The sequence below is a fragment of the Gracilimonas sp. genome (genome assembly GCF_014762685.1).
GTDB lineage: Bacteria > Bacteroidota > Rhodothermia > Balneolales > Balneolaceae > Gracilimonas.
In genome coordinates this window covers 1,631,533-1,653,150 of the sequence record NZ_JABURM010000005.1, presented here as the reverse complement: position 1 = coordinate 1,653,150, position 21,618 = coordinate 1,631,533, and the positions used below count along the sequence as shown (strand labels likewise).

The window sequence follows — 21,618 nt, the reverse complement described above, 5'->3', positions numbered from 1 at the left end:
AATAATCCATCAATGAAAGAACTATGAGTACTTATAAAACAGCAGCAGAGGCCGTAAAATTTATTAAGTCCGGAGACCGGGTATTTGTACATGGAGTCTCGGCTACCCCGGTTCAGCTTGTTAAAGCTATGGCTGACCGACATTCAGAATTAAAAAATGTAGAGGTAGTACATTTACATACGGAAGGCCCGGCGCCCTATGCCGATCCTGAATATAAGGATAGTTTTTTTGTAAACGCCTTATTTGTGGGAGCAAATGTTCGAAAGGCAATTAATGAAGGGAGGGGAGATTACGTACCGGTTTTTTTAAGTGAAGTCCCACACTTGTTTCGCAATAACATCATGCCATTAGATGTGGCACTGATTCACGTTTCCCCGCCCGATAAACACGGGTATTGCTCTCTGGGAGTATCCGTGGATGCAACTGTTGCTGCAGTTCAAACAGCTAAGTATGTGATAGCTCAGGTGAATCCCAATATGCCCAGGACCCACGGTGACGGACTTATTCATGTCAGTAAAATAAATGCATTGGTTGAAGTACAAGATGCATTGCCTGAGCAAATAGTACCGGAACCGGATGAGGCGGAGCTAAGGATTGGTCAATATTGTGCAGAATTGATTGATAATGGGGCGACCTTGCAGATGGGAATCGGAGCGATTCCGAATGCAGTCTTGAAGAGTTTGACTAACCATAAAAACCTGGGGGTTCATACCGAGATGTTTTCCGACGGTGTGATAGAGCTTGTGGAAAAAGGGATCATCAATGGAAAGAAAAAGAAAATTCACCCGGGTAAAATTGTCAGTGGATTTGTAATGGGGTCCCGAAAAACCTATGATTTTATAGATGACAATCCTGCTGTTGCCATGCTTGATATTGCCTATATAAATGATACAGCAGTCATTCGCAGAAATCCCAAAGTGACGGCCATCAACAGTGCGGTGGAGGTAGATTTAACCGGGCAGGTTTGTGCCGATTCTATCGGAACTTATCATTATTCCGGTGTAGGCGGACAGATGGATTTTATTCGCGGGGCTTCGCTGTCTCCGGGGGGGAAACCTATTATTGCCCTTCCCTCCACAACCAATAAAGGAATTAGCCGTATTGTGCCATTTTTGAAGCAGGGAGCCGGAGTTGTTACTACGCGAGCCCATGTGCATTATGTGGTTACGGAATACGGAGTGGCCAATTTGTATGGCAAAAACCTGGGGCAACGGGCCAAAGCCTTGGTTGATATCGCACATCCGGATCACCGGCAAGAATTGGATAAAGCAATTGCTGAACGGTTTGGGGGTTGAACATCGAACAGGGAACATCCAATCTTGAATGCAGAACGGTTTTGGTGAATTAGCAAAATTGCATTTGCAGATTAGTGCTTTTATGATGGCATGAACCTGTCTATCTTCGGAGAGAGACAGGATTTGGCTTACCATAATCCAGAGAGAGGGCCGTGATGCAATTCGAATTCCTCCCAATAAACCATTAAACGAATCACGAATTTCCTTTCAATCCATTAGAGCCTTTTCTCAAATAATCGTACCTTTGATTTTATCATAACAAAAAAGCTCAACTACTCCATCGGAATGTCTCAAACAACTATTCAGGAACCTGAAGTAAATCTCGAACTTGCACTCGAGCACGGCCTAAACGAAGAAGAATTTGAAATGATAAAATCCCGGCTTGGCCGGATGCCTACCTTTACGGAATTGGGCGTGTATTCGGTAATGTGGAGTGAGCATTGTTCCTATAAAAACTCCATTGTTGAACTAAAAAAACTTCCTTCCGAAGGTGAAAACCTGCTGGTTGGAGCCGGAGAAGAAAATGCCGGTTTGGTGGATTTAGGAGATGGTCTTGGATGTGCGTTCAAGATCGAAAGCCATAATCATCCATCTGCAATTGAGCCATACCAGGGAGCCGCAACAGGAGTGGGCGGAATTCACCGCGATATTTTTACGATGGGTGCACGCCCGGTGGCGAGCTTGAATTCACTTCGTTTTGGAAGCATGGAGAACCCACGCGTTCGGTATTTGTTGGATGGTGTAGTTCGCGGAATCGGCGACTATGGAAACTCATTTGGCGTTCCTGTGATTGCCGGGGAAGTTTGTTTTGATGAAAGCTATGAAGGTAACCCATTGGTAAATGCGATGAGCATCGGCCTGGTGAAGGAAGGCGAAACAGCTTCAGCTATTTCTAAGGGAATTGGGAATCCGGTGATCATTGTGGGAGCCAGTACCGGCCGTGATGGTATTCACGGAGCGACCTTTGCTTCTGAAGAAATCAGTGAAGAAAGCGAAGCGAAACGGCCAAGTGTTCAGGTGGGAGATCCCTTCACCGAAAAATTATTACTGGAAGCCAGTCTTGAAGTGTTAAAGACCGGCGCTGTGATCGGAATGCAGGATATGGGAGCAGCCGGTATTGCCTGTTCCACTTCTGAGATGACGGCCAAGGGCGGCGAAGGAATGAAAGTTGATCTCGATAAAGTGCCGGCGCGGGAAGATGGTATGACCGCTTACGAATTACTGCTTTCCGAAAGTCAGGAGCGTATGTTGATCGTGGCTGAGAAAGGCCGCGAGCAGGAAGTGATAGATGTTTATGAAAAGTGGGACCTGCACGGAGTGGTAATTGGCGAGGTTGTTGAGGGAGATAAAGTGACCTACTGGAAAGACGGAGAGATTAAAGCTGAAATCCCGGCCAAGCATCTGGTTTTGGGTGGAGGAGCTCCTCAGTATATTCGTGAAACTAAGAAACCGGCGTACCTGGAAGAAGTTCAGAGCTTTGATATCAACTCTATCGATCATCCGGAGTCTCATACCGAAACCCTGAAGAAATTACTTGGTTCACCAAACATTGCATCCAAAAGATGGGTGCACGAGCAATATGATACCATGGTTCGAACCAATACGGTAACAGGCCCTGGTGCTTCTGATTCGGGGGTGATCCGTATTAAGGGAACCAAAAAAGGATTGGTAGCCAAAACCGATTGTAATGGGCGATATGTGTATTTGAATCCCCGGAAAGGAGGGCAGATTGCCGTAGCTGAATCGGCCAGAAATGTAGTGTGCTCCGGTGCAAAGCCGATGGCAATAACCAATTGTCTGAATTTTGGAAATCCGTACAAGCCGGAAGTGTATTGGACCTTTAAAGAAGCTTTAGGTGGAATGAGTGATGCTTGTCGCGCTCTTAACACGCCCGTAACCGGTGGTAATGTGAGTTTTTACAATGAAAATCCAAATAGTGCCATTTTTCCATCACCGATCATCGGAATGCTTGGGGTGATCGAGGATGTGGAGAAACATGTGACCACTCCGGCCTTTAAAAATGAAGGGGATGTTGTGATCTACATCGGTGCTGATCGAAAAGGATTGGGCGGAAGCGAATATCTGAAAACCATACACGGACTTACCACCGGAGATGCTCCCGAGATCGACTTGGATTTTGAAGTGAAGCTGCAGGAAGCTTTACTCATTGCAATCAAATTAGGATTGGTAACTGCTGCTCACGATCTTTCTGACGGCGGACTTGCCACAGCACTTACCGAAATGGCTATCTTTGGCAAGAAAGGTGCTGAGCTTTCATTGGATACCTTGACCGGAACCCTGCATGAAGTTTTATTCAGCGAGGCTCAGTCCGGAGTGGTTATCACCATTCCGGCTGCTGAACTTCAAACTGTGAAACACCACTTTAAAGAAGCGGGTGTTCCGTTATATGAATTGGGCGTGGTGAAAGGAGATAGGCTGGAAATCAAAGATCTTATTTCGCTGGATGTTTCAGAATCTGAAGAGATCTATGAAAGCGTGATTCCCAAAGCAATGGCGGGTTGATGTGATATGGTTGGCTTTGGCACTATCCTCCCTGATTAGAAAGTTGGACGAGCCAACTTTCTAATCGGTCCCTCCAAAGGGACACAGATTTTTTACCAAACGCAAAAGTCTTAAATGAAGCCTGAGTTGTTTGAACTATTTAGAATTTGTCTCTCTTCGGAGAGAGACAGGATTTGGCTTGCCATAATCCAGAGAGAGGGAACTGATGGACTCGACAACCACTCTTTTTTAAGGGCTTAAAATCTTTGAAACTTTAGAATCAAGCTTTTAGTATTGTATGGCTGGGAATTAACCAATCACGGAATCATGAAATCACTTTCCGCATATAGCCTTTCTTTACTTTTATCTATTTCGTTTTTGATCTCCGGATGTCAGGAAAAGAAATCTCAAGAATCTGCTGAAGAACAATCCACTAACGAGTTAACCATCGAGCCGGAAGCCTATTTTGATTTTTGGCTGGGCCGGTGGGAAGTATCTTGGGAAGAAGCCAACGGTGCAACAGGTCGTGGTACCAACTTCATTGAAAAAACACTGGATGGTAAAGTGATTCGGGAAAACTTCCGGGTGAATGAAGGACAGATGAAAGGATTTATGGGAACCAGCATTTCAGTTTATAATCCCCGAACCAATATCTGGAAACAAGCCTGGGCAGATAACCAAGGCGGATATTTTAACTTTACCGGAAAAATTGACGGTACTAACCGCATCTTCCAAACGGATGTACAAGAGAGGGGGGCAGACACCCTGTTCACCCAAAGAATGTTGTTCTACGATATCACTTCGGATTCCCTGAAATGGGATTGGGAATCATCCTTTGATGGGGGTAAGAACTGGAATTTGAATTGGCGAATTTTCTACAGAAAAGTAGATTAACGGAACGAAATTTTTCTTTTGAAGCTTTTATGCTGTGACTATTCATCAAGAAAGACGTTACATCATGAAAGGTAAAATTGTACTCATCGTCGGAGGCTCCGGCGGTATAGGCTCCGCTACAGCAAAAAAGTTCGGAAAAGAAGGAGCTAAAGTGGTTTTAGCTGCGCGTAACAAGCCAAGGGCGGAAGAAATAGCTAAAGAGATCAATGATAATGGAGGAGAGGCTTTTGCTATCGAAACAGATGCGACTGATCCCGAGGCTCTGGAAAGAATGGCCTCTGAAATTGAAAATCAATTAGGTAAGATCGACGTACTCATCAATGCTTTTGGACAAGGAATTATTCAGCCTTTTATGGACATCGATCCCGCCGATGCCAAAGAAATTATCGACGTAAATGTGTATGGTACTTTTCTTGTCACCCAAACCGTGATGAAACACATGAAAGAAGAAGAGTCTACCTCAGTGGTTATGTTTCCGGGAACCATGGGCAAGTTTGTGATGAAAAATACCTCCGTTTATGCGGCTTCAAAATTTGCCATTCAGGGATTTACCAAGGCATTGATCGAGGAGCAGAGACGTGGCAAGACTAAATTCTCACTCCTTTATTTAGGCGGAGTTAATACCCCCTTCTGGGATGACGAACGTGTGAACATGCGTGTCAAAAAAGAGATGATGCTCACTCCCGGGGAAGTTGCCGATGCCGTTTTCTACACGGTGAATCAGCCTTCAGGTTCTGTTTTGAATGAAGTGGTTATTCAGCCGGAGAGTCATCAGTTGGTTTGATCAACCACCAACAACCGGGCACTCATCTAATTTGGTCAGATAAGCTTTCTCCAGGATATCCAGTCCCTCGTCGATCTGTTCTTGGGTGATGGTGAGCGGCGGACGGAAACGAACCGTATTCGGGCCGCAAGCAAGGATCATCAGGCCATTATTAACACATTCTTTGATCACGTGATCCCGGGCGTGTGCATTGGGTAGATCAATGGCGCAGAACAATCCTTTTCCTCTTGGGTTGGTAAAATATTCATGCTTATCCGTCAGAGCTTCCAATCGGGTTTGAAGATAATTTCCAACTTTAGCGGCATTTTCAACCAGGTTGTCTTCCTCAATGATATCCAGTATCCGTCCGAAACGAACCATATCCACCAGGTTACCGCCCCAGGTAGAATTGATACGAGAGGAGACATGGAAGCAGTTGGTTTCAACATCATCTACGCGGGTATTTGCAAGAATTCCACACACCTGTGCTTTTTTCCCAAAAGCAAGGATATCCGGTTTTACGTAATGTTCGTGTGCCCAAAACTTGCCGGTCATACCTACACCGGTTTGCACTTCATCATAGATAAGAAGGGCTTCATGGGTATCAGCCATATCACGAAGTGCTTGGTGAAATTCCGGACGAAAATGCCGGTCACCGCCTTCGCCCTGAATAGGTTCGATCAGGATGCAGGCAATGTCATCTTTATATATCTCGAAATAGCGTTCGGCCTGGGCAATAGCCAGTTTTTCCAGAGCTTCTGTCTCGGCGATGTTTTCTTTAGTAGCAGGAAAGGTCATGGCAGGGCTGATCACTCTTGGCCAGTCAAACTTCGGGAAATATTTTACTTTATTGGGTACGGTGTTAGTGACGGAAAGGGTATAACCTGATCGTCCATGAAAAGCTTTTTCAAAATGGAGTACTTTATGTCCTCTTTCTTCCCGGTATCCCTTTTCAAAATTCTTTTGAACTTTCCAGTCGAAAGCTACTTTTAGGGCATTTTCTACAGCAAGGGCCCCACCTGAAATGAAGAAAGAGTAGGGCATGTAATCCGGAATTCCTACCCGATCGAACGACTCCATAAACTCGGCCATATCTTTTGTGTAGATATCAGAATTGGAGGGCTTATTGACAGCTACTCTTCCTAATTTCGCCATGAAGTCATCATCCCCCGCTAATTTGGGGTGATTCATGCCCAGCGGATTGGAGGCAAAAAAAGTGAAAAAATCGAGATAGCGTTTTCCTGATTTTGAATCGTACAAATAGGCTCCTTCACTTTCCTCCAGATCAAGGACCATTTCATAGCCATCGGTAAGCATGTGCTTGCTTAAAACTGATCGAACGTTTTCAGGGGTAATAGTCACTGTATCTCGCATTGGTAACTCCGGATAATTGAATTCACTTTCTAAATAAATCTACCAAATCGCTATTTGTAGCTCAATAGCGTTTAAATTCACTAAAGTTAGAAACGAGAATTTAAAGGGTGGGGCGAGAGCGAGAAGCAGGGTTAAAAAGGAATACAGATAAAACGAGGCGAAACGCAACAAACATAGTTAAATAAAAAAACCTCTGAGATGAATCAGAAGACTTAGATATAAGACTTGAATACCAACCGATATCAAGGATTAACTGAAATTATTTTGTTCTTTTTTCAGTGGTCCCTTTCCTATTTTCAGCAAAAATATAACCATGCTACTTTTTGATACAATAATTTGGCAAGTCTTCGCTTTAGTGTTGTTATAATATTGTATAGTTCATTTAGTTTAAATTATAGGTGTATTTCAGATTATTAATTGTCATTAACAAAATGCTTAGGTCTAATACTTACTTATTAATATTGATCGGCATACTTTGTGCAGGTTTCTTTAGCATATCTTGTTCTGATAGCTATATAAATAATGTAAAGCGGGGTGGGTGGTATGAATATACCGCAGGTTTTCCTGAGCTGAGGCTTTCTACGACCCGCTACTATAATGAACAAGGGATACCAATCATTAATGTATCGGGTGATGTGGTTTATGGGGGGCTTATCTACAAACAAAACGACGATGGTGATTTACAAGCTGATATTACCATTGATATTGTTATCACAGATATTGAAGAGGACAAACTAGTTGCTGAAAACTCGTTCTCAGAATCTCTCACCTCAGAGAAGAATTCAGTGATTTATAGTCAGGATCTTTTCAGGTTTACTGAACTTTTTGAAGTCAATCCCGGAGAATACGAGATCATGGTCACGGTTACCGATGTCAATTCCGAGAAGCAAATGGTAAGAACCAGCACTGCAAATATTGAAGATATTGACGAAAAAATTGTATCGATTTCTGAGGTGCAGATTTTTGGTAAAGAAACCTCTGTAGATGGGGCTGAATTTGTTCCGGTTACAACCTATGACGTGCCTGCTAACCTGGATTCTTTAAAATTCATGATTCAGGTCAATAATAGTACGGGCTTTCCAATTAATATCAGATCCAACCTTAAAAAATTCTATGCTGATACTACCATAGCCTGGCCAATGAGTATTCAGAATTATCCAAGATCAAGTATCCGGTATCAGGGGATTGAATATGATGAGTTTGAGATCCTTCAGTCAGGTTCTCGGACGATTAATCAAAATGGTTACATATTTATAGAGTACTCCTATGGTGAACTGGATCTGGGTAATTATCGGCTTGAGATATTTATTGAAGGAGAACATGGATTACGTACTGAAGGAGGAAGGGAATTTGGAATCAAACCTGAATTTTATCCTGCAGTTAAGACCACCCGTCAAATGGCAGAACCGCTTGCTTATATAATGACGGATAAAGAATATGAACAGTTAATGTCAATTGAGAATGAAGATTCACTCAAAATGGCTATGGACAGGTTTTGGCTATCCAATATAAAAAACTCAAACCTGGCGGAAGAAGTTATATCACTTTATTACCATCGGGTGGAAGAGGCAAACAAGCAATTTTCGAATTACAAGGAAGGCTGGAAAACGGACCTGGGGATGGTATATATTTTATTTGGTCCACCCTGGAGTGTAAACGATGTATTTAACAGCAGGGTGATACTGTCCTATACATACAATTTGGATGATCCCGAAAGAAATTATTTATTTAGAGTATCCGATATAAAGGGCAAGTACTTTCCATTTGATAACTATATTCTTCAAAGGAAAATTTATTACCATACCTTGGAATACCGTCAAAAACAAAGATGGAGAACCGGTAGTATTCTCACTGTAGATCTCTGAACAATAAAGAGCAATTATAAATTAAAGGTACAATGAAAACAGTTAAACAATTATCTATATCGCTTATTCTTTTGTTAATGGTATTGCCTGCTTTTGTGGCAGCACAGGACCGTATTGATGAAAATGATATCAAAGATATGGTGTCTCGTAACGTGATCCCTACTATACAAAAGACGGAGGTTTCCGGCAGTCCGTATGTTTCTGAGGACTTTACAAATGGTTCTTTTGAGTTATATAGTGGCAGCTATGCTTCAGGATTAAATATGAATTATAATATCTATGAACAAAGAATCGAATATAAATCAGACAATGAGACCTATGCCATTTCCCCTGCAAACATCAAGCAGTTCACGCTCCGAATAGATGGCGAAGACCACACTTTTAAAAGAGGTTTTGAATCCCGGCGACTTAAGGGGGATGAGTTCGTGGAAGTGGCCGCGGAAGGACCACTTACCTTTTTAATAAAACATGAGGTAAGCTTTAACGAAAATGCCAGCTCAAGCTATAGTACAGCAACCAAGCAGGCTTCATATTCAAAAAATGAGCGATATTATTTTAAGCGTGGCGATGAGGTTTCAAGTATTAGAAGACTTAACGATAAAAGAGTGATGCGTTATTTTGAAGGCAATAAAGAAGTGGAAAATTATATAGAGCAAAATGATCTTGATATGTCCGATCCGGATGATGTTGCTAAAGCGGTACGAAAATACAATGAACTGAGCTCATAATAAATTCTGTTAAACCTGTTTCTTATTTATTGGTAAGTCGTTTATTTTAAGCAATATTTCAAAACGATAGTAAATTAAAGAGGCTGTCGTTTTTTTTGTCAATTTCATCAAGCGGAATATTATTACAGATAATGAAGCCAATACTATTAGTTACTGTACCTTTGTTATACCTTTTTACTTCATGTACTGCCACTTCAAATCAATATTTGGCTTCCGAGTACCAGGAGCCTGAGCAGCGTGCCACAATAAGTATATTACCTATTCAGGCAGAGGTGTTTTTTGAATATTTTCCGGGTTACGCTTTTGGTAAGTTGGAGAATGATCAAGACGGTACCTTTGAGCAATATCTCCCTTCTTTTATTGAAAGAAATACACAGGCTGACGTTAAGGAAATTCTTACCGCACCCCATCTGGAAGGGGAGAATTTTGAACTGAAAGAGCTTCCGCTAAAATCAGGGGATACGTTTCAGATTCTGGCCCCAAAGGAAAATACCTCACTGACAAGTCCTGAAATAAATACCCGCTTTACATTGATCCTCGATCAGTTCAATTACCAAATGTACAGTATTGAGACAGGGGGCGGTAACTATGCCGGACACGAGATGGAAACTGAAACAAGGCTGAAGTTTGAAACCAAGTACCTGATATGGGATAATCAGGCCGGTCAGCCGGCTGCCTGGGGTAAGGTCAATTCAGTGAAAAGATACACAGTTTTGGAAAGAAAAATGCTCTTTCAACAGCTTTTAGATGAGGTATTTGAGCAAATTTTAAGCAAGAGTCCTTTTTCTTAAAGGATTTGCCGGGATTTTATTCATCTTTTAAGTCAATGGGAGATAACAAATTACTTGCTTAAATATCACTGTGCTTTACTGGTTAATTAGCACTGAACTGAGTTATACTTTTTAACATTAATTAAGGGTGTTTAGCTAATTATATTTTTGTTTTTGAAGTTTATTATAAATAACATTTGACCTAACTTAGTTGTTACATATTATTATTTGTCTTAACCCATAATCCAAACCAAAGCTATTATGTTTAAAAAGCTACTATTTACAGTATTTGCTTTGTTATTGTCGGCTAGTGCATATGCACAAAGCGGCACTTTAACAGGGCAAATTACAGATGCTGAAACAGGAGACCCGTTGATCGGTGCAACTGTTTATATCGAATCCATTAACAGAGGTACCCAATCCGACCTTGATGGTAACTATACTATTTCCGGAATTGATGCCGGAACTTATACTGTTTCATTCCGTTATGTTGGTTACGTAACAGTAAACGAAGTTGTTCAGATCGGTTCAGGAACCGTAACACGTAACGTTGAATTAAGCGTTGATGTTGTTGGTCTTGATGAATTTGTTGTTTCCGGATATGCCGTACAGCAGAAACGAGAAGTAACAGGTTCCATTACTACGGTATCCTCACAAGAACTGGAAAATGTATCACTGCAGAATACAGAATCCCTCCTACAGGGTCGTGCTGCCGGTGTAAACATTACTACTACTTCCGGTAACCCGGGTGGTGCTTTCCGTGTAAACATCCGTGGTAACGGGTCTATTAACGCGGCTACTGAGCCTCTATATATTGTTGACGGCGTGCAAATTTCATTTTCTCAGCTTTCTTCACAGGCTAGTACGTCACCGCTTAATACCCTGAACCCAAGTGACATTGAGTCTATTGAGGTACTTAAGGATGCGGCTTCTGCTGCTATTTACGGTGCACAGGCAGCTGCAGGTGTTGTTATTATCACCACTAAACAGGGTAGTGCCGGACCAACTCAGATCACCGCTCGTACCGAGACCGGTATTAGAAGCCTTGCAAGAAATGTAGATTACATTAACTCTGAAGAGTATGTTCAATATCTTGGAGAAGGCCGGGCATTTTTATTTGGTGAAACTGATGTAAGTGAAGATGGAGCTGACATTTCTGCCTATATAGATAATAGGAGAGATTTCTTGTTAGGATTCTTCGGTGAAGATCCTAATAATCCAGGTGAATTAGCCAATACCGACTGGCAGGACTTTATCTTTTCTGATGGCGTAACCCAGAAGTATAATATTTCTGCTGCAGGCGGTAACTCTTCAACAAGCTTCCGTCTTTCCGGTGGTTACGAAAGCACAGAAGGTACAGCCTTCAATTCTGACTTTACCCGTCTGAATCTGCGTACAAATATTGACCACGAGTTAGCACCAAACTGGAGAACAGGCATAAGGCTTAATCTTTCCAGATCAGGTCAGGGTGGTGTATGTCAGGATGGTAATTTTATTAACTGTCCTCCTTCACAGGCTATGTTCGAGGCTCCTATGAGTTTCCCATACCTCGCTGATGGTTCATATAACCCAAACACGCGTTTTGGAGAGCCATTTAATCCTGCTGTAGTTAAAAATGAAGTAGATCGTCAAAATACGGTAACCCAGATTCTGAGTTCTATCAGATTGCAGTATCAGGCTAACGACTGGCTGTCATTCAACAGTAGCGTAAATGTTGATTATCGTAACACTCAGGATGAGCAGTACAGATCAGCTATTGCCGCTCCTTCACAGAATGGATGGATCAGCTTTGCAAATCGTAATGTGGAAAACTACCAGGGTAACCTGCTTGCTAATTTCACCCAGACCTTTGACGGTATTCATGCTGTATCCGGTTTTGTTGGAACGGAGTACCGTTCTAATTACTCTGAAAGCCAGGTAACAAGAGGCGACGGACTTCCCGGGCCATTCTTTACGGTATTATCCGCAACTTCTACTCCTACTACTGCTGCAGGTATTAACAGCGAATGGAGACAAGCAAGTTACTTCGGTAATGCCAAGTATACCTATGATGAGAAGTACATCCTGAACGTTGTTGCCCGATATGACGGTAACTCTCGTTTCGGTCAGGAAACACGCTGGGGTTTCTTCCCTTCTGTTTCAGTTGGTTGGAGAATCACTGAAGAAGACTTCCTGAATGTAGAAGCGATCAATGAGTTGAAACTGCGTGCCGGTTATGGTACTACAGGTAACTCAGCCATCGGTAACTTTGCTTCACGTGGTCTGTATTCCGCAAGCGGTTCTTATCTGGGTTCTACCGGTTTACGTCCTACCCAGTTAGCTAATGCTAATCTTGGATGGGAAGAAGCACGGGAATTAAACATCGGGCTTGACTACGAATTTTTTGATGGTCGTCTGTATGGTGCTATAGATGCTTACCGAAAAGATAATACTGAACTGTTGTTCGATCGACCACTGCCTAGCGATAGCGGGTACGGAAGTATCACTGAAAACATCGGTAAGGTTCGTAACACAGGTATCGAGTTTGAATTGAATTCAGTGAATGTGGTTCGTTCCGGATTCAGATGGCAGTCGCGTTTCAACGTGTCTTTCTCTGATAACGAAATTTTGGAATTGCCTGACGGTGAGCCAATTCGTGAAGACGGAACATTTAACAGTTTGCAAGAAGGCAAGCCAATCGGTTTGATTCAGGTTGTTCGCTGGGCCGGTGTTAACCCTGCCGACGGTCGTCCAATGTGGTACGATGCGGATGGAAACATTACCTACACCCCAACAAACGCTACTGATGCTGTAGAGTACAAAGATGGCGTTGCAAATATCGTGGGTGGTTTTGGAAATACGATCAGTTACAAAGGATTGAGCCTGGATGCATTCTTCCAGTTCAGTTTTGGCCAATGGGCATTCCCAAATACCGATTACTATTTCACCAGAACGCCTGACTTCCTGATGCAGCTTTCTACAGAAGTCAACGATCGATGGAAAGAGCCGGGTGATATAACTCATTATCCTCATGCCATAGGTTTTGGACCTCAATATCCTGAAACAGCAAATTACCGTACTCAGTTAAGTACAGCTTCTATTTATAATGCAAGTTACATTCGCCTGAAAAACATTTCTCTGAATTATAGTCTTCCAGACAGATTTACGCAGAAAGTTGGCTTGAATAATGTGACATTCTTTGCATCTGCTGTGAACCTGGTAACTTGGACTGCATGGCCATGGTACGATCCGGAAGTTGCCTTTAGTCCAAATGATATCTACAACAACTTGACAGCTGCTTCTTACCCAACAGAGCGTCAGGTTAATGCCGGTATTGAAATCCAGTTTTAATTAAAAAATTAGACAATCAAATGAAGAAATTTAAAATACTTAAATACGCACTAGTCGCGACTCTATTCGTAGGGTTTACCGGCTGTGACAGTTTGTTAAACGAAGTGGAACCTTCCACCTCGGTTTCAGCTGAGGTAGTACTTACCAGTGAAGAAGGTGTTGACGCCCTGAGAGCATCCATGTATTCTAAAATACATGAAAGTTTCGATTTCACGACTGAGTACTTTGTTGCTCCAAGCGCATTCACAGATGAAACACGTAACCGACCGGGCTCTACCCGTTTCCAGGCCTTAACACTGGCTACTGGTACAAGTGGGGGTACAACTCACCTGGATAACTGGGGTCTGTATGAAATCATACAGGATGCCAACCTTATTATAGGTGCAGTTGAGCCTGACGTTTTCGATGATCCGGCGACTCTTGATCTATACAGAGGAGAAGCCCTGACATTGCGCGCTTTTGCCATGCATACCATGGTTAGAGTATACGGCTATGAGCCGGGTAACTTTGGACAAGGTGAGCTTGAAGCTAACTGGGATGCAGGTATCATCATCCGTACTGAACCTACACTGGATCTTTCAGACGCAGATCTGAGACCACGTAGCTCAGTAGATGATGTATACACCCAAATCCTGAATGATCTGAGTACTGCCAAGACGCTCCTTTCCGGTGTTAATTCAGACAACCGTTATGTAACCGAGGCATTCGTTGATGGTTTAACCGCACGAGTAAACCTTTATGCGGGTAACTGGGCTGAAGCAGCAACTGCCGCTCAGAATGCTATCAATAACTTCCCGGGTGCATTGGAGACTACCGCAACAGGTGTTGCCAATATGTTCGATGAAAACGAAGGAAACCATCCGGAAGCTTTGTTTAAAATCGTAATTAACCCGGATACGGAAGGCGGAGGATTTGGAAACAACGGACCAGCCACTTACACGGCTGACGGTTTCCTTGCTCAGCTTCCTACTCAGTTCCTGATAGACAAGTATGCTGCAGGCGACCATCGCTTAGGTTGGTATGAAGACTGTACAACTACACAGTTGAATCCTTTGACCTCACCAACCGGTTGTGACCAGGTAAACACAAATGGCTGGGCGATTGTTAAGTTTGGCGGTGAAAAAGGTAACTCAGTTGATGATATGCCAATGATGAGACTTTCAGAAATGTACCTCATCCGTGCAGAAGCGTTAGCGAAAGATGCCAACAGCCCGGCTGCCGGTGTAACTCCACTTCAGACTCTTAGAGATGCCAGAAACACAGGTGCTGTTCCTGCTGCTGCTCTTGCAGATCTTCAGGCATTTGAAGACGAGATCTTGGATGAAAGAATGAGAGAATTAGGCGTTGAAGGACACCGGTTCTTTGATCTTAAGCGATTAGGCCGTGATATCAGAAATCCTGATGGATCAATTAAAATGCGTGCAGATTCATACAGAATTCTTGCCGGTCTTGGATCAGGTTTGCTAAACGTTAACGACCAGCTGGTTGAAAACCCTGGTTACGAATAATCAAACCGGATTATCGATTAAAAATTAATTCAAAATCATTTTATCCAATGAAACTTAAAATACTTATAGCATTACTTATTCCGCTTTTGTTTGTCAGTTGTGATGACTTATTTGACAAAGGCGATGTAGAGAAAACATACGACGGACCGGCTCAGCTTGAATTCAAAACGCTTCAGCAAGAAGTGGATCAGGCTGATGGTTCATTCGATGTAACCATTCAGTTAATTGGCGAGCAGAGGGATGCTGACCTTAACGTTAGCTTCACTGTAGATGGTTCTTCTACTGCCGTAGAAGGTACTCACTACACCCTGAACGGTACTTCAGCTACTATTGCTGCCGGTACCAGCTCTGCTTCCATTACTATCGATCTGATCGATGGTGCGCAGGCTGCAGGTGAAGAAGAGACCCTGATCCTTAACTTACAGGATTCAGGCGATGTAACCGCTGCTCCTAACTTGGATCAGGCCACTATATTTATCCAGGGATCATAAGATCAATTAACTGAGATAAATTCTTATATTAAAAGCCATGCCTCAAATGAGGCATGGCTTTTTTAATTTTAAAGATCATCTTATGCGCAGTACAGTTATTATATTTTTAAGTACGTTAGTATTCATTTCAATTTTTAGCGGGTGTAGCATTTTTGATAATGACATTCAGATTGAAAAGCGAATGGCCTTGTATTTTGAGACAGAGAGCCTGGGAGATACGTTGTCTTCTGGGGAGGATTATGTTGTTATTACAGATTTTAAGTTTTCAGTTGACCGTTTTATCGTTTCAGGAGAGGAGATAGAACTGGAAAGTTCACCTGATGTAAGTACTTTTTTATTTACATACGACCTTAATGCTGCCAATGAGCGGTTAGTAATTGATGTAGGACTTGGCGTCGCAGATAATTTTACATTTAACAGTTACTCTATGTTTTTAGAGCCGGTAAAAGATAATGCACCCATTATTGACGATGACTTTTTTGGTGAAGAAAAGAATTATTCGCTGATCATTAAGGGGTCATTTAAAAACAAAAACTTTGATTTAAAATTTTCACCAACATTGCAAAAGTCGTTTACTTTTACCCCGGTATCTCTTAGTGATGAAGATGAAACATTATTATTAAAAAAGTCGATAGACCTAAAGGATATATTTGTAAACCCTGATGGTACAATACTTAACCCAACTGATTCTACCAGCAGTTCAATTATCAAAGAACGAATGATTACCTTTTTAGATATGCAGGCTTTTGCAATAAATAATCTCTAAAACAAAAACCCGGACGACTATTTTTGTTGATCTGCCAGAAACGGATCTTATAAGGTGAGTAATTTCGTTTGTTAAGTCACCAGTAAGTCAAGCACATGAATGTGGGCATTCGCCATAAGTTGTTTTAATAAGAAAGAAATTACTTCCGATACCGGATAGTGATTAACACTATATCAATAGCTTTCCTCGCGGGGTGGATCAGCTTGATAGCCGGCCGGGTTTGGCGGACCTGGATTTGAATAACTTCCCATCATAACGCTTTCTAATTATGGCGATAAAAAACTGTGAGCACGCTATAAAAATTCATTTTACAAACATTAAAATTTTTAATAGGGAAGGGTGCAAACCATTATGAGGGACTTAATTGGCGGAATTCAGGGGCGTTAAAACATTAACTTCCAATAACATATTAAATAGATGAATATTGTATTAATTTTCTTTTTTATAATTTTTTACTTCTAGTTTGTATTGGTTATGTTTTTCACAGCTTTTGGGAGTGTGTACATTATTAATACATGTTTCAGTAAAAGCCATAAAAATTAAAATAAAACATTGAGGACATTTATGTTTAGAAAGCTACTAATGATGACTCTTGTTTTGTGTGCTACTTCTACTTTAGCATTTGCACAAAATGGGGTCTTAACAGGAAAAATTACCAGTTCTGAAACTGGTGAGGAACTCACAGGAGTAAATATCTATATTGTTGAGCTTGAACGAGGTGCAGCAACAGATATTAATGGTGATTATACCATTGAAAACATCACTCCCGGTGACTACAACATTCGCGTAAGTTATGTTGGTTTCTCAAATATTGAAGAAACCATCACTATTTCTTCGGGTGACAATGAAAGAAATTTTGAAATGAGACCTGATGTTGGTCTTTTGGACGAAATCATCGTTTCAGGGGTAGGTGGTGAGACCGAACGTAAGAAACTGACGGTTTCAGTATCTAAGGTTGATGAAGCTCAGCTGAGCCGGGTACCTGCTACATCTGTTTCAGGATCTTTGGCCGGTAAGGTTTCCGGTGTAACCATTCGTAACTCAAGTGGACAGCCGGGTGGAGCCTCTCAAATTCAGCTCCGTGGTGACAATAACCTTAACACAAATTCTCAACCTCTCATTATTGTGGATGGAGTTATTCTTGAAGGAACCATGGCGGATATCAACTCGGAAGATATTCAGAATATTGAGGTAGTTAAAGGTGCGGCAGCATCTTCACTTTATGGATCGCGTGCAGGTAACGGGGTAGTTGTAATAACTACAAAGCGTGGAAATAATCTGGCTGACGGACAAATTGATGTTACCGTTCGAAATGAGGTTGGTATTCAGCAGTTGGAAAATTACATCGACTTGGCTATGCACCATCCATTTGAACTCGCTCCTGACTGGCAAGATTATGAAGGACAGTACACTAAGTATGCCGGCGTAACTTATCCCGGAGATTACTCTGGAGGATATAGCGGTGATGTTACTGGAACCAGGGCTACAAAAGCTGATGGTTATATGGATAATCCATTTGCTATTACTAAAGACCCGCAAAAGGAATTCTTCCAGAATGGAACGAATTATACCAATTACGTAGCTTTAGCTACACGAGTAGATAAGATCAATATTTTCAGTTCTTTTGAAAATAATTCTCAAGAAGGTATTATTCCTGAAACTAACGGTTATGATCGGCAAAATTTCCGTATAAATGCTGACTGGGATATTACAAACCGTATCAAATTCTCAGCATCGAATTTGATTGTTCGATCTACTTCGAATGCTCCGGGCGGAGGTGGAACCATTTTCTTTGATATTGTTCTTGCGGAGCCTGACAATCAACTTAAAATGGAACATCCTGACGGACAACCATATTACATCCGTCATAATCAATGGAGTAATGAGGAAAACCCATTTTATAATGTGTACAAGCAGCAAAGAACGGAAAATCGACAACGGTTTTTAGGTAACTATAATCTGCAAGTGAATTTTACAGATTGGTTACAGTATAATGGTTCTTATTCTATTGAGAATAACAATACCAGATATACTGAGTATGATCCTTTTGATACCTGGGAAATTTCCGGTGGCGGAGGATTGGGAATAGCTTATTCTGAGGGAGGTTTATACAAGTATTCCAGTGAAGAAGACTCTAAAACTTCACAGCATAAGCTAACTGCCCGTCAGCAATTCGGTGACTTATTTTCACGCTTAACACTGAGTTATCTGTGGGAAGACAGGGATTATGAGTCTTTCTATGCTAATGGAAATGATTTTGAAATCCGTGATGTACCCCGATTTCAAGCAATGCCACCTGCTAACATTAGTGCTGGTTCTTATATGGAAGATGTGGCAGCTGAAAATTATTTTGTGATTGGATCTTTTGATTGGGATGATAAATATCTTATAGATGGTATGTTCCGACGTGACGGATCTTCTTTATTTGGTCCTGACGCCCGTTGGAATAATTACTATCGTATATCTGCTGCATATCGAATTACTGAGGATTTTGATATTCCCGGCGTAGACGAGCTGAAGATTCGTGCCGCCCAGGGAACGGCCGGTATTCGTCCGGGCTTCGCATGGCAGTACGAAACATTTGAATTATCAAGTGGTAGTGCTTCTAAAGAACAGTTAGGTAATAAAAACCTCAAGCCTTCTCAGACCAAGGAAACTGAATTTGCCATTAACGGTACAATTTCCAGCCTGGTAGATTTTGAATTTATTTACTCTCAGTCTACCACAACAGATCAGTTCCTAAATGTGCCTCTGCTTCCTGTGGCCGGTTTTAGTTCACAATGGCAGAATGCAGGTACCATTGATTCTGAGTCTTTTGAAGTGAATGTACAGTCTTCACTCATAAACAAACGTGATGTAAGCTGGGATTTAGGCGTTACATGGTCTACCTCTACTCAAACTATTACAGGTTTAACGGTACCTCCCTACCAAAGCGGACCGGGCGGTGTATTCTATATTCGTGAAGGCGAGGAGTACGGAGCCATTTATGGGTATGACTGGGTGAAATCTCTCGACGTAATGGCTAATCAGTTAGCTGCCGGAGAAACTATTGATGATTATGAAATTAATAGTGACGGTTATGTGATCCCTGCCGGAACGGAAGGAACCGTTGATGAAACACCTATTAAGCTTCTGGATGAAAACGGAGATGATGCCTATGTTCAGATTGGTAATGGTCGTCCGGACTGGACAGCCGGTATCTCAAATACATTCCGGTTTAAAGGATTTTCAGCCTATGTGTTGCTGGATATCAAGAAAGGCGGAGATGTGTACAACCGTAAGAGCCAGTGGTTAACCCGTGACAGCCGTAATGGCATCATGGACATGGGCGGTGTGCCGGATGATGAGAAGAAAACCCTTAACTATTATCAGCGCTTTTATGATGTGAACACAAATAACGCGTACTGGGTAGAAGATGCCGGGTATGTTAAGCTTCGTGAAGTATCGTTGAGCTATGACTTCTCTCAAGATCAGTTATCTACTATAACCGGTGGTGCTCTAAAAGGAGCGACAATTTCTGCAATAGGCCGTAACTTGCTGACTTTTACCGGTTACTCCGGTTACGACCCTGAAGTCGGCTCTATTCGAAGCCCGTATGACGGAACCGGAAGCTATCCGAATTTCCGGAACATGGCAGTGTCATTGTCTCTAAAATTTTAAAATCAGATATAGATTATTATGAAACTTAATAGAATTAAAAACTTAATGATAGTAGGCCTGCTTACCTTAACGGTAGGTTGTGCCGATCTGGCTGTTGAGAATCTCAACGAGCCGGAAACTGAACGAGCACTTGCTTCTAGTGAAGATTTAGAAGGACTTGCGAATGGATTGTACCGGGATTTCTATCTTGGAAACCATAATTTTGGAGCACAAATGGCACTAGCTGTTGGTGCTGATGCAGCCACCGCTTCCTGGGGTAATGCCGGGATGCAGCTAATGGGTACCGAACCTCGTCCGGCATGGGATAATTCTCCCAATTTCAGTTATGCTTATGTAACTGAAGATCAATTTGAGGATATGTACTCCATAAATTCATCCGCTACAGATGTTCTAAAAGCTATGGCAAGTGGCATTGAATTTGATAACCCAAACATGATCGAGGCCTTTGCGAAGTTTAATCAGGCCCTTTCAATTGGTTATATTGGTTTAATGTTTGACCAAGGATACATAGTTGATGAAAATACAACTGATGAAGAAATCAGTAATCCAACTTTGCGGCCTTATGGTGAGCTAATTGACCATGCGGTTGCAAAACTGAATGAAGTAATTACAATTAGTGAGGCCAATACATTCTCACTTAATTCTTCAATGATGCAGACTACAGCAACCATGGACAATGTGTTTCTGGAAAAGCTTGCGCACAGTTATGCAGCTCGCTTCCTGGCTAATGCTCCACGAAACCTGGCTGAGACTCAGGCAGTTGACTGGTCAGCTGTAAGGACCCATGCACAGAATGGAATCGATTCTGATTTCATTGTAATTGGAACGTCTGATTTCCTATGGTACAACTATAGTGGATACTACCTGGTTAATCCGGGTTGGGGACGTGTGGATCATTACGTAATCAATAAGATGGATCCTACATACCCTGCACATAATCCAGATGGGACGGATTATCCGGCTCCTGATTCTGCTAATGTGGTAGATGAGCGCTTATTTTCAGACTTTCAGTATTTGCCTTCAAATAACTTTAGGGCTGAAAGAGGGCTTTACTTCTTCTCTAATTTCAGACATTCCCGTACGGATTATTACATTGGTAGTTGGGATGGAGACCTTCGGGAAGTCACGACTTCAGAAATGGATATGTACATAGCTGAATCACATTACCATGATCAAAATTACGTTCTTGCTAAAACGGTTATCGACAATAGCGAGCGTATCAGTCGAGGTAATATGGATCCGGTATTAGCCACAGAAGAAGAAATATGGAAAGCTATTCACCACGAGCGGTTAGTAGAGCAGTTTAATACCGGTGTGGGGCTGGAATTCTTCCAAATGCGTAAGTATGACAAGCTGCAGGAAGGTACTCTTCTGCATTTCCCAATACCTGCTTCCACACTTGAAGTATTAGGTATGACGAAACCATTCTACACCTTCGGCGGTGTTGACAATGCTGATGGTCAGGGTACCTCAAGTGGTGGTTGGAGATAATAATTTCTTAACTCTCTAATCAACTAAATTATAAAAGCCGGCACTCAGTTTAAGAGTGCCGGCTTTTTTTATTTCGGGTAACTATTAAATTTGATAAATAACCGGAGAGTGGAATTGCAGTATTATGGATTGAAGACGGTAAATACTTTACTCTGTATTTGAATTTAGAAAGCCAAGTGCA

The 21,618-nt window shown here is 42.0% G+C and carries 14 protein-coding genes; 13 read left to right on the top strand and 1 reads right to left on the bottom strand.

Features of this window, described 5'->3' with window-relative positions:
* The first annotated feature begins 23 nt into the window (after positions 1-23).
* From HUJ22_RS07510 to HUJ22_RS07495, 4 genes are all read left to right on the top strand, one after another.
* Positions 24-1,295 (top strand): acetyl-CoA hydrolase/transferase C-terminal domain-containing protein, encoded by a 1,272-nt coding sequence (locus tag HUJ22_RS07510; protein ID WP_290875806.1) that lies wholly within the window; start codon positions 24-26, stop codon positions 1,293-1,295.
* A 285-nt stretch (positions 1,296-1,580) separates the two neighbouring features.
* Positions 1,581-3,818 (top strand): phosphoribosylformylglycinamidine synthase subunit PurL, encoded by a 2,238-nt coding sequence (gene purL, locus HUJ22_RS07505; protein ID WP_290875804.1) that lies wholly within the window; start codon positions 1,581-1,583, stop codon positions 3,816-3,818.
* A 306-nt stretch (positions 3,819-4,124) separates the two neighbouring features.
* Positions 4,125-4,691, top strand: coding sequence for a hypothetical protein (locus tag HUJ22_RS07500; RefSeq protein WP_290875802.1), 567 nt, complete (start codon positions 4,125-4,127; stop codon positions 4,689-4,691).
* A gap of 64 nt (positions 4,692-4,755) precedes the next feature.
* Positions 4,756-5,475, top strand: a complete 720-nt coding sequence (locus HUJ22_RS07495) for an SDR family oxidoreductase (protein ID WP_290875800.1) — start codon at positions 4,756-4,758, stop codon at positions 5,473-5,475.
* Here the strand turns inward: HUJ22_RS07495 and lat are convergent, their stop codons facing one another.
* Complete coding sequence (lat, locus tag HUJ22_RS07490; protein WP_290875798.1) at positions 5,476-6,828, bottom strand: L-lysine 6-transaminase; 1,353 nt, start codon at positions 6,826-6,828, stop codon at positions 5,476-5,478. It lies immediately after the preceding gene.
* Positions 6,829-7,259: 431 nt separating this feature from the next.
* Here lat and HUJ22_RS07485 point away from each other — a divergent pair, with 431 nt between their 5' ends.
* The 9 genes from HUJ22_RS07485 (at position 7,260) to HUJ22_RS07445 (ending at position 21,437) form a co-directional block, all read left to right on the top strand.
* Complete coding sequence (locus tag HUJ22_RS07485; RefSeq protein ID WP_290875796.1) at positions 7,260-8,693, top strand: GWxTD domain-containing protein; 1,434 nt, start codon at positions 7,260-7,262, stop codon at positions 8,691-8,693.
* A gap of 32 nt (positions 8,694-8,725) precedes the next feature.
* Positions 8,726-9,421: a hypothetical protein gene (locus tag HUJ22_RS07480; RefSeq protein WP_290875794.1), complete on the top strand. Its 696-nt coding sequence runs from the start codon at positions 8,726-8,728 to the stop codon at positions 9,419-9,421.
* Between the two features lie 131 nt (positions 9,422-9,552).
* Positions 9,553-10,212, top strand: coding sequence for a hypothetical protein (locus HUJ22_RS07475; RefSeq protein WP_290875792.1), 660 nt, complete (start codon positions 9,553-9,555; stop codon positions 10,210-10,212).
* 240 nt (positions 10,213-10,452) lie between these two features.
* Positions 10,453-13,521 (top strand): TonB-dependent receptor, encoded by a 3,069-nt coding sequence (locus HUJ22_RS07470; protein ID WP_290875790.1) that lies wholly within the window; start codon positions 10,453-10,455, stop codon positions 13,519-13,521.
* Between the two features lie 20 nt (positions 13,522-13,541).
* Positions 13,542-15,029 (top strand): RagB/SusD family nutrient uptake outer membrane protein, encoded by a 1,488-nt coding sequence (locus HUJ22_RS07465; RefSeq protein WP_290875788.1) that lies wholly within the window; start codon positions 13,542-13,544, stop codon positions 15,027-15,029.
* Positions 15,030-15,076: 47 nt separating this feature from the next.
* Complete coding sequence (locus HUJ22_RS07460; protein ID WP_290875786.1) at positions 15,077-15,520, top strand: Calx-beta domain-containing protein; 444 nt, start codon at positions 15,077-15,079, stop codon at positions 15,518-15,520.
* Positions 15,521-15,602: 82 nt separating this feature from the next.
* Positions 15,603-16,286: a hypothetical protein gene (locus HUJ22_RS07455; protein WP_290875784.1), complete on the top strand. Its 684-nt coding sequence runs from the start codon at positions 15,603-15,605 to the stop codon at positions 16,284-16,286.
* A 564-nt stretch (positions 16,287-16,850) separates the two neighbouring features.
* Positions 16,851-19,946, top strand: a complete 3,096-nt coding sequence (locus HUJ22_RS07450) for a SusC/RagA family TonB-linked outer membrane protein (protein WP_290875782.1) — start codon at positions 16,851-16,853, stop codon at positions 19,944-19,946.
* A gap of 18 nt (positions 19,947-19,964) precedes the next feature.
* On the top strand, positions 19,965-21,437 hold the full coding sequence (locus HUJ22_RS07445) for a hypothetical protein (RefSeq protein WP_290875780.1): 1,473 nt from the start codon (positions 19,965-19,967) through the stop codon (positions 21,435-21,437).
* The last annotated feature ends 181 nt before the right edge of the window (positions 21,438-21,618 follow it).

Bases quoted from the DNA above. Each gene is read 5' to 3' on its own strand.
- HUJ22_RS07510 (WP_290875806.1), top strand. From the start codon at position 24: ATGAGTACTTATAAAACAGCAGCAGAGGCCGTAAAATTTATTAAGTCC.
- purL (WP_290875804.1), top strand. From the start codon at position 1,581: ATGTCTCAAACAACTATTCAGGAACCTGAAGTAAATCTCGAACTTGCA.
- HUJ22_RS07500 (WP_290875802.1), top strand. From the start codon at position 4,125: ATGAAATCACTTTCCGCATATAGCCTTTCTTTACTTTTATCTATTTCG.
- HUJ22_RS07495 (WP_290875800.1), top strand. From the start codon at position 4,756: ATGAAAGGTAAAATTGTACTCATCGTCGGAGGCTCCGGCGGTATAGGC.
- lat (WP_290875798.1), bottom strand. From the start codon at position 6,828: ATGCGAGATACAGTGACTATTACCCCTGAAAACGTTCGATCAGTTTTA.
- HUJ22_RS07485 (WP_290875796.1), top strand. From the start codon at position 7,260: ATGCTTAGGTCTAATACTTACTTATTAATATTGATCGGCATACTTTGT.
- HUJ22_RS07480 (WP_290875794.1), top strand. From the start codon at position 8,726: ATGAAAACAGTTAAACAATTATCTATATCGCTTATTCTTTTGTTAATG.
- HUJ22_RS07475 (WP_290875792.1), top strand. From the start codon at position 9,553: ATGAAGCCAATACTATTAGTTACTGTACCTTTGTTATACCTTTTTACT.
- HUJ22_RS07470 (WP_290875790.1), top strand. From the start codon at position 10,453: ATGTTTAAAAAGCTACTATTTACAGTATTTGCTTTGTTATTGTCGGCT.
- HUJ22_RS07465 (WP_290875788.1), top strand. From the start codon at position 13,542: ATGAAGAAATTTAAAATACTTAAATACGCACTAGTCGCGACTCTATTC.
- HUJ22_RS07460 (WP_290875786.1), top strand. From the start codon at position 15,077: ATGAAACTTAAAATACTTATAGCATTACTTATTCCGCTTTTGTTTGTC.
- HUJ22_RS07455 (WP_290875784.1), top strand. From the start codon at position 15,603: ATGCGCAGTACAGTTATTATATTTTTAAGTACGTTAGTATTCATTTCA.
- HUJ22_RS07450 (WP_290875782.1), top strand. From the start codon at position 16,851: ATGTTTAGAAAGCTACTAATGATGACTCTTGTTTTGTGTGCTACTTCT.
- HUJ22_RS07445 (WP_290875780.1), top strand. From the start codon at position 19,965: ATGAAACTTAATAGAATTAAAAACTTAATGATAGTAGGCCTGCTTACC.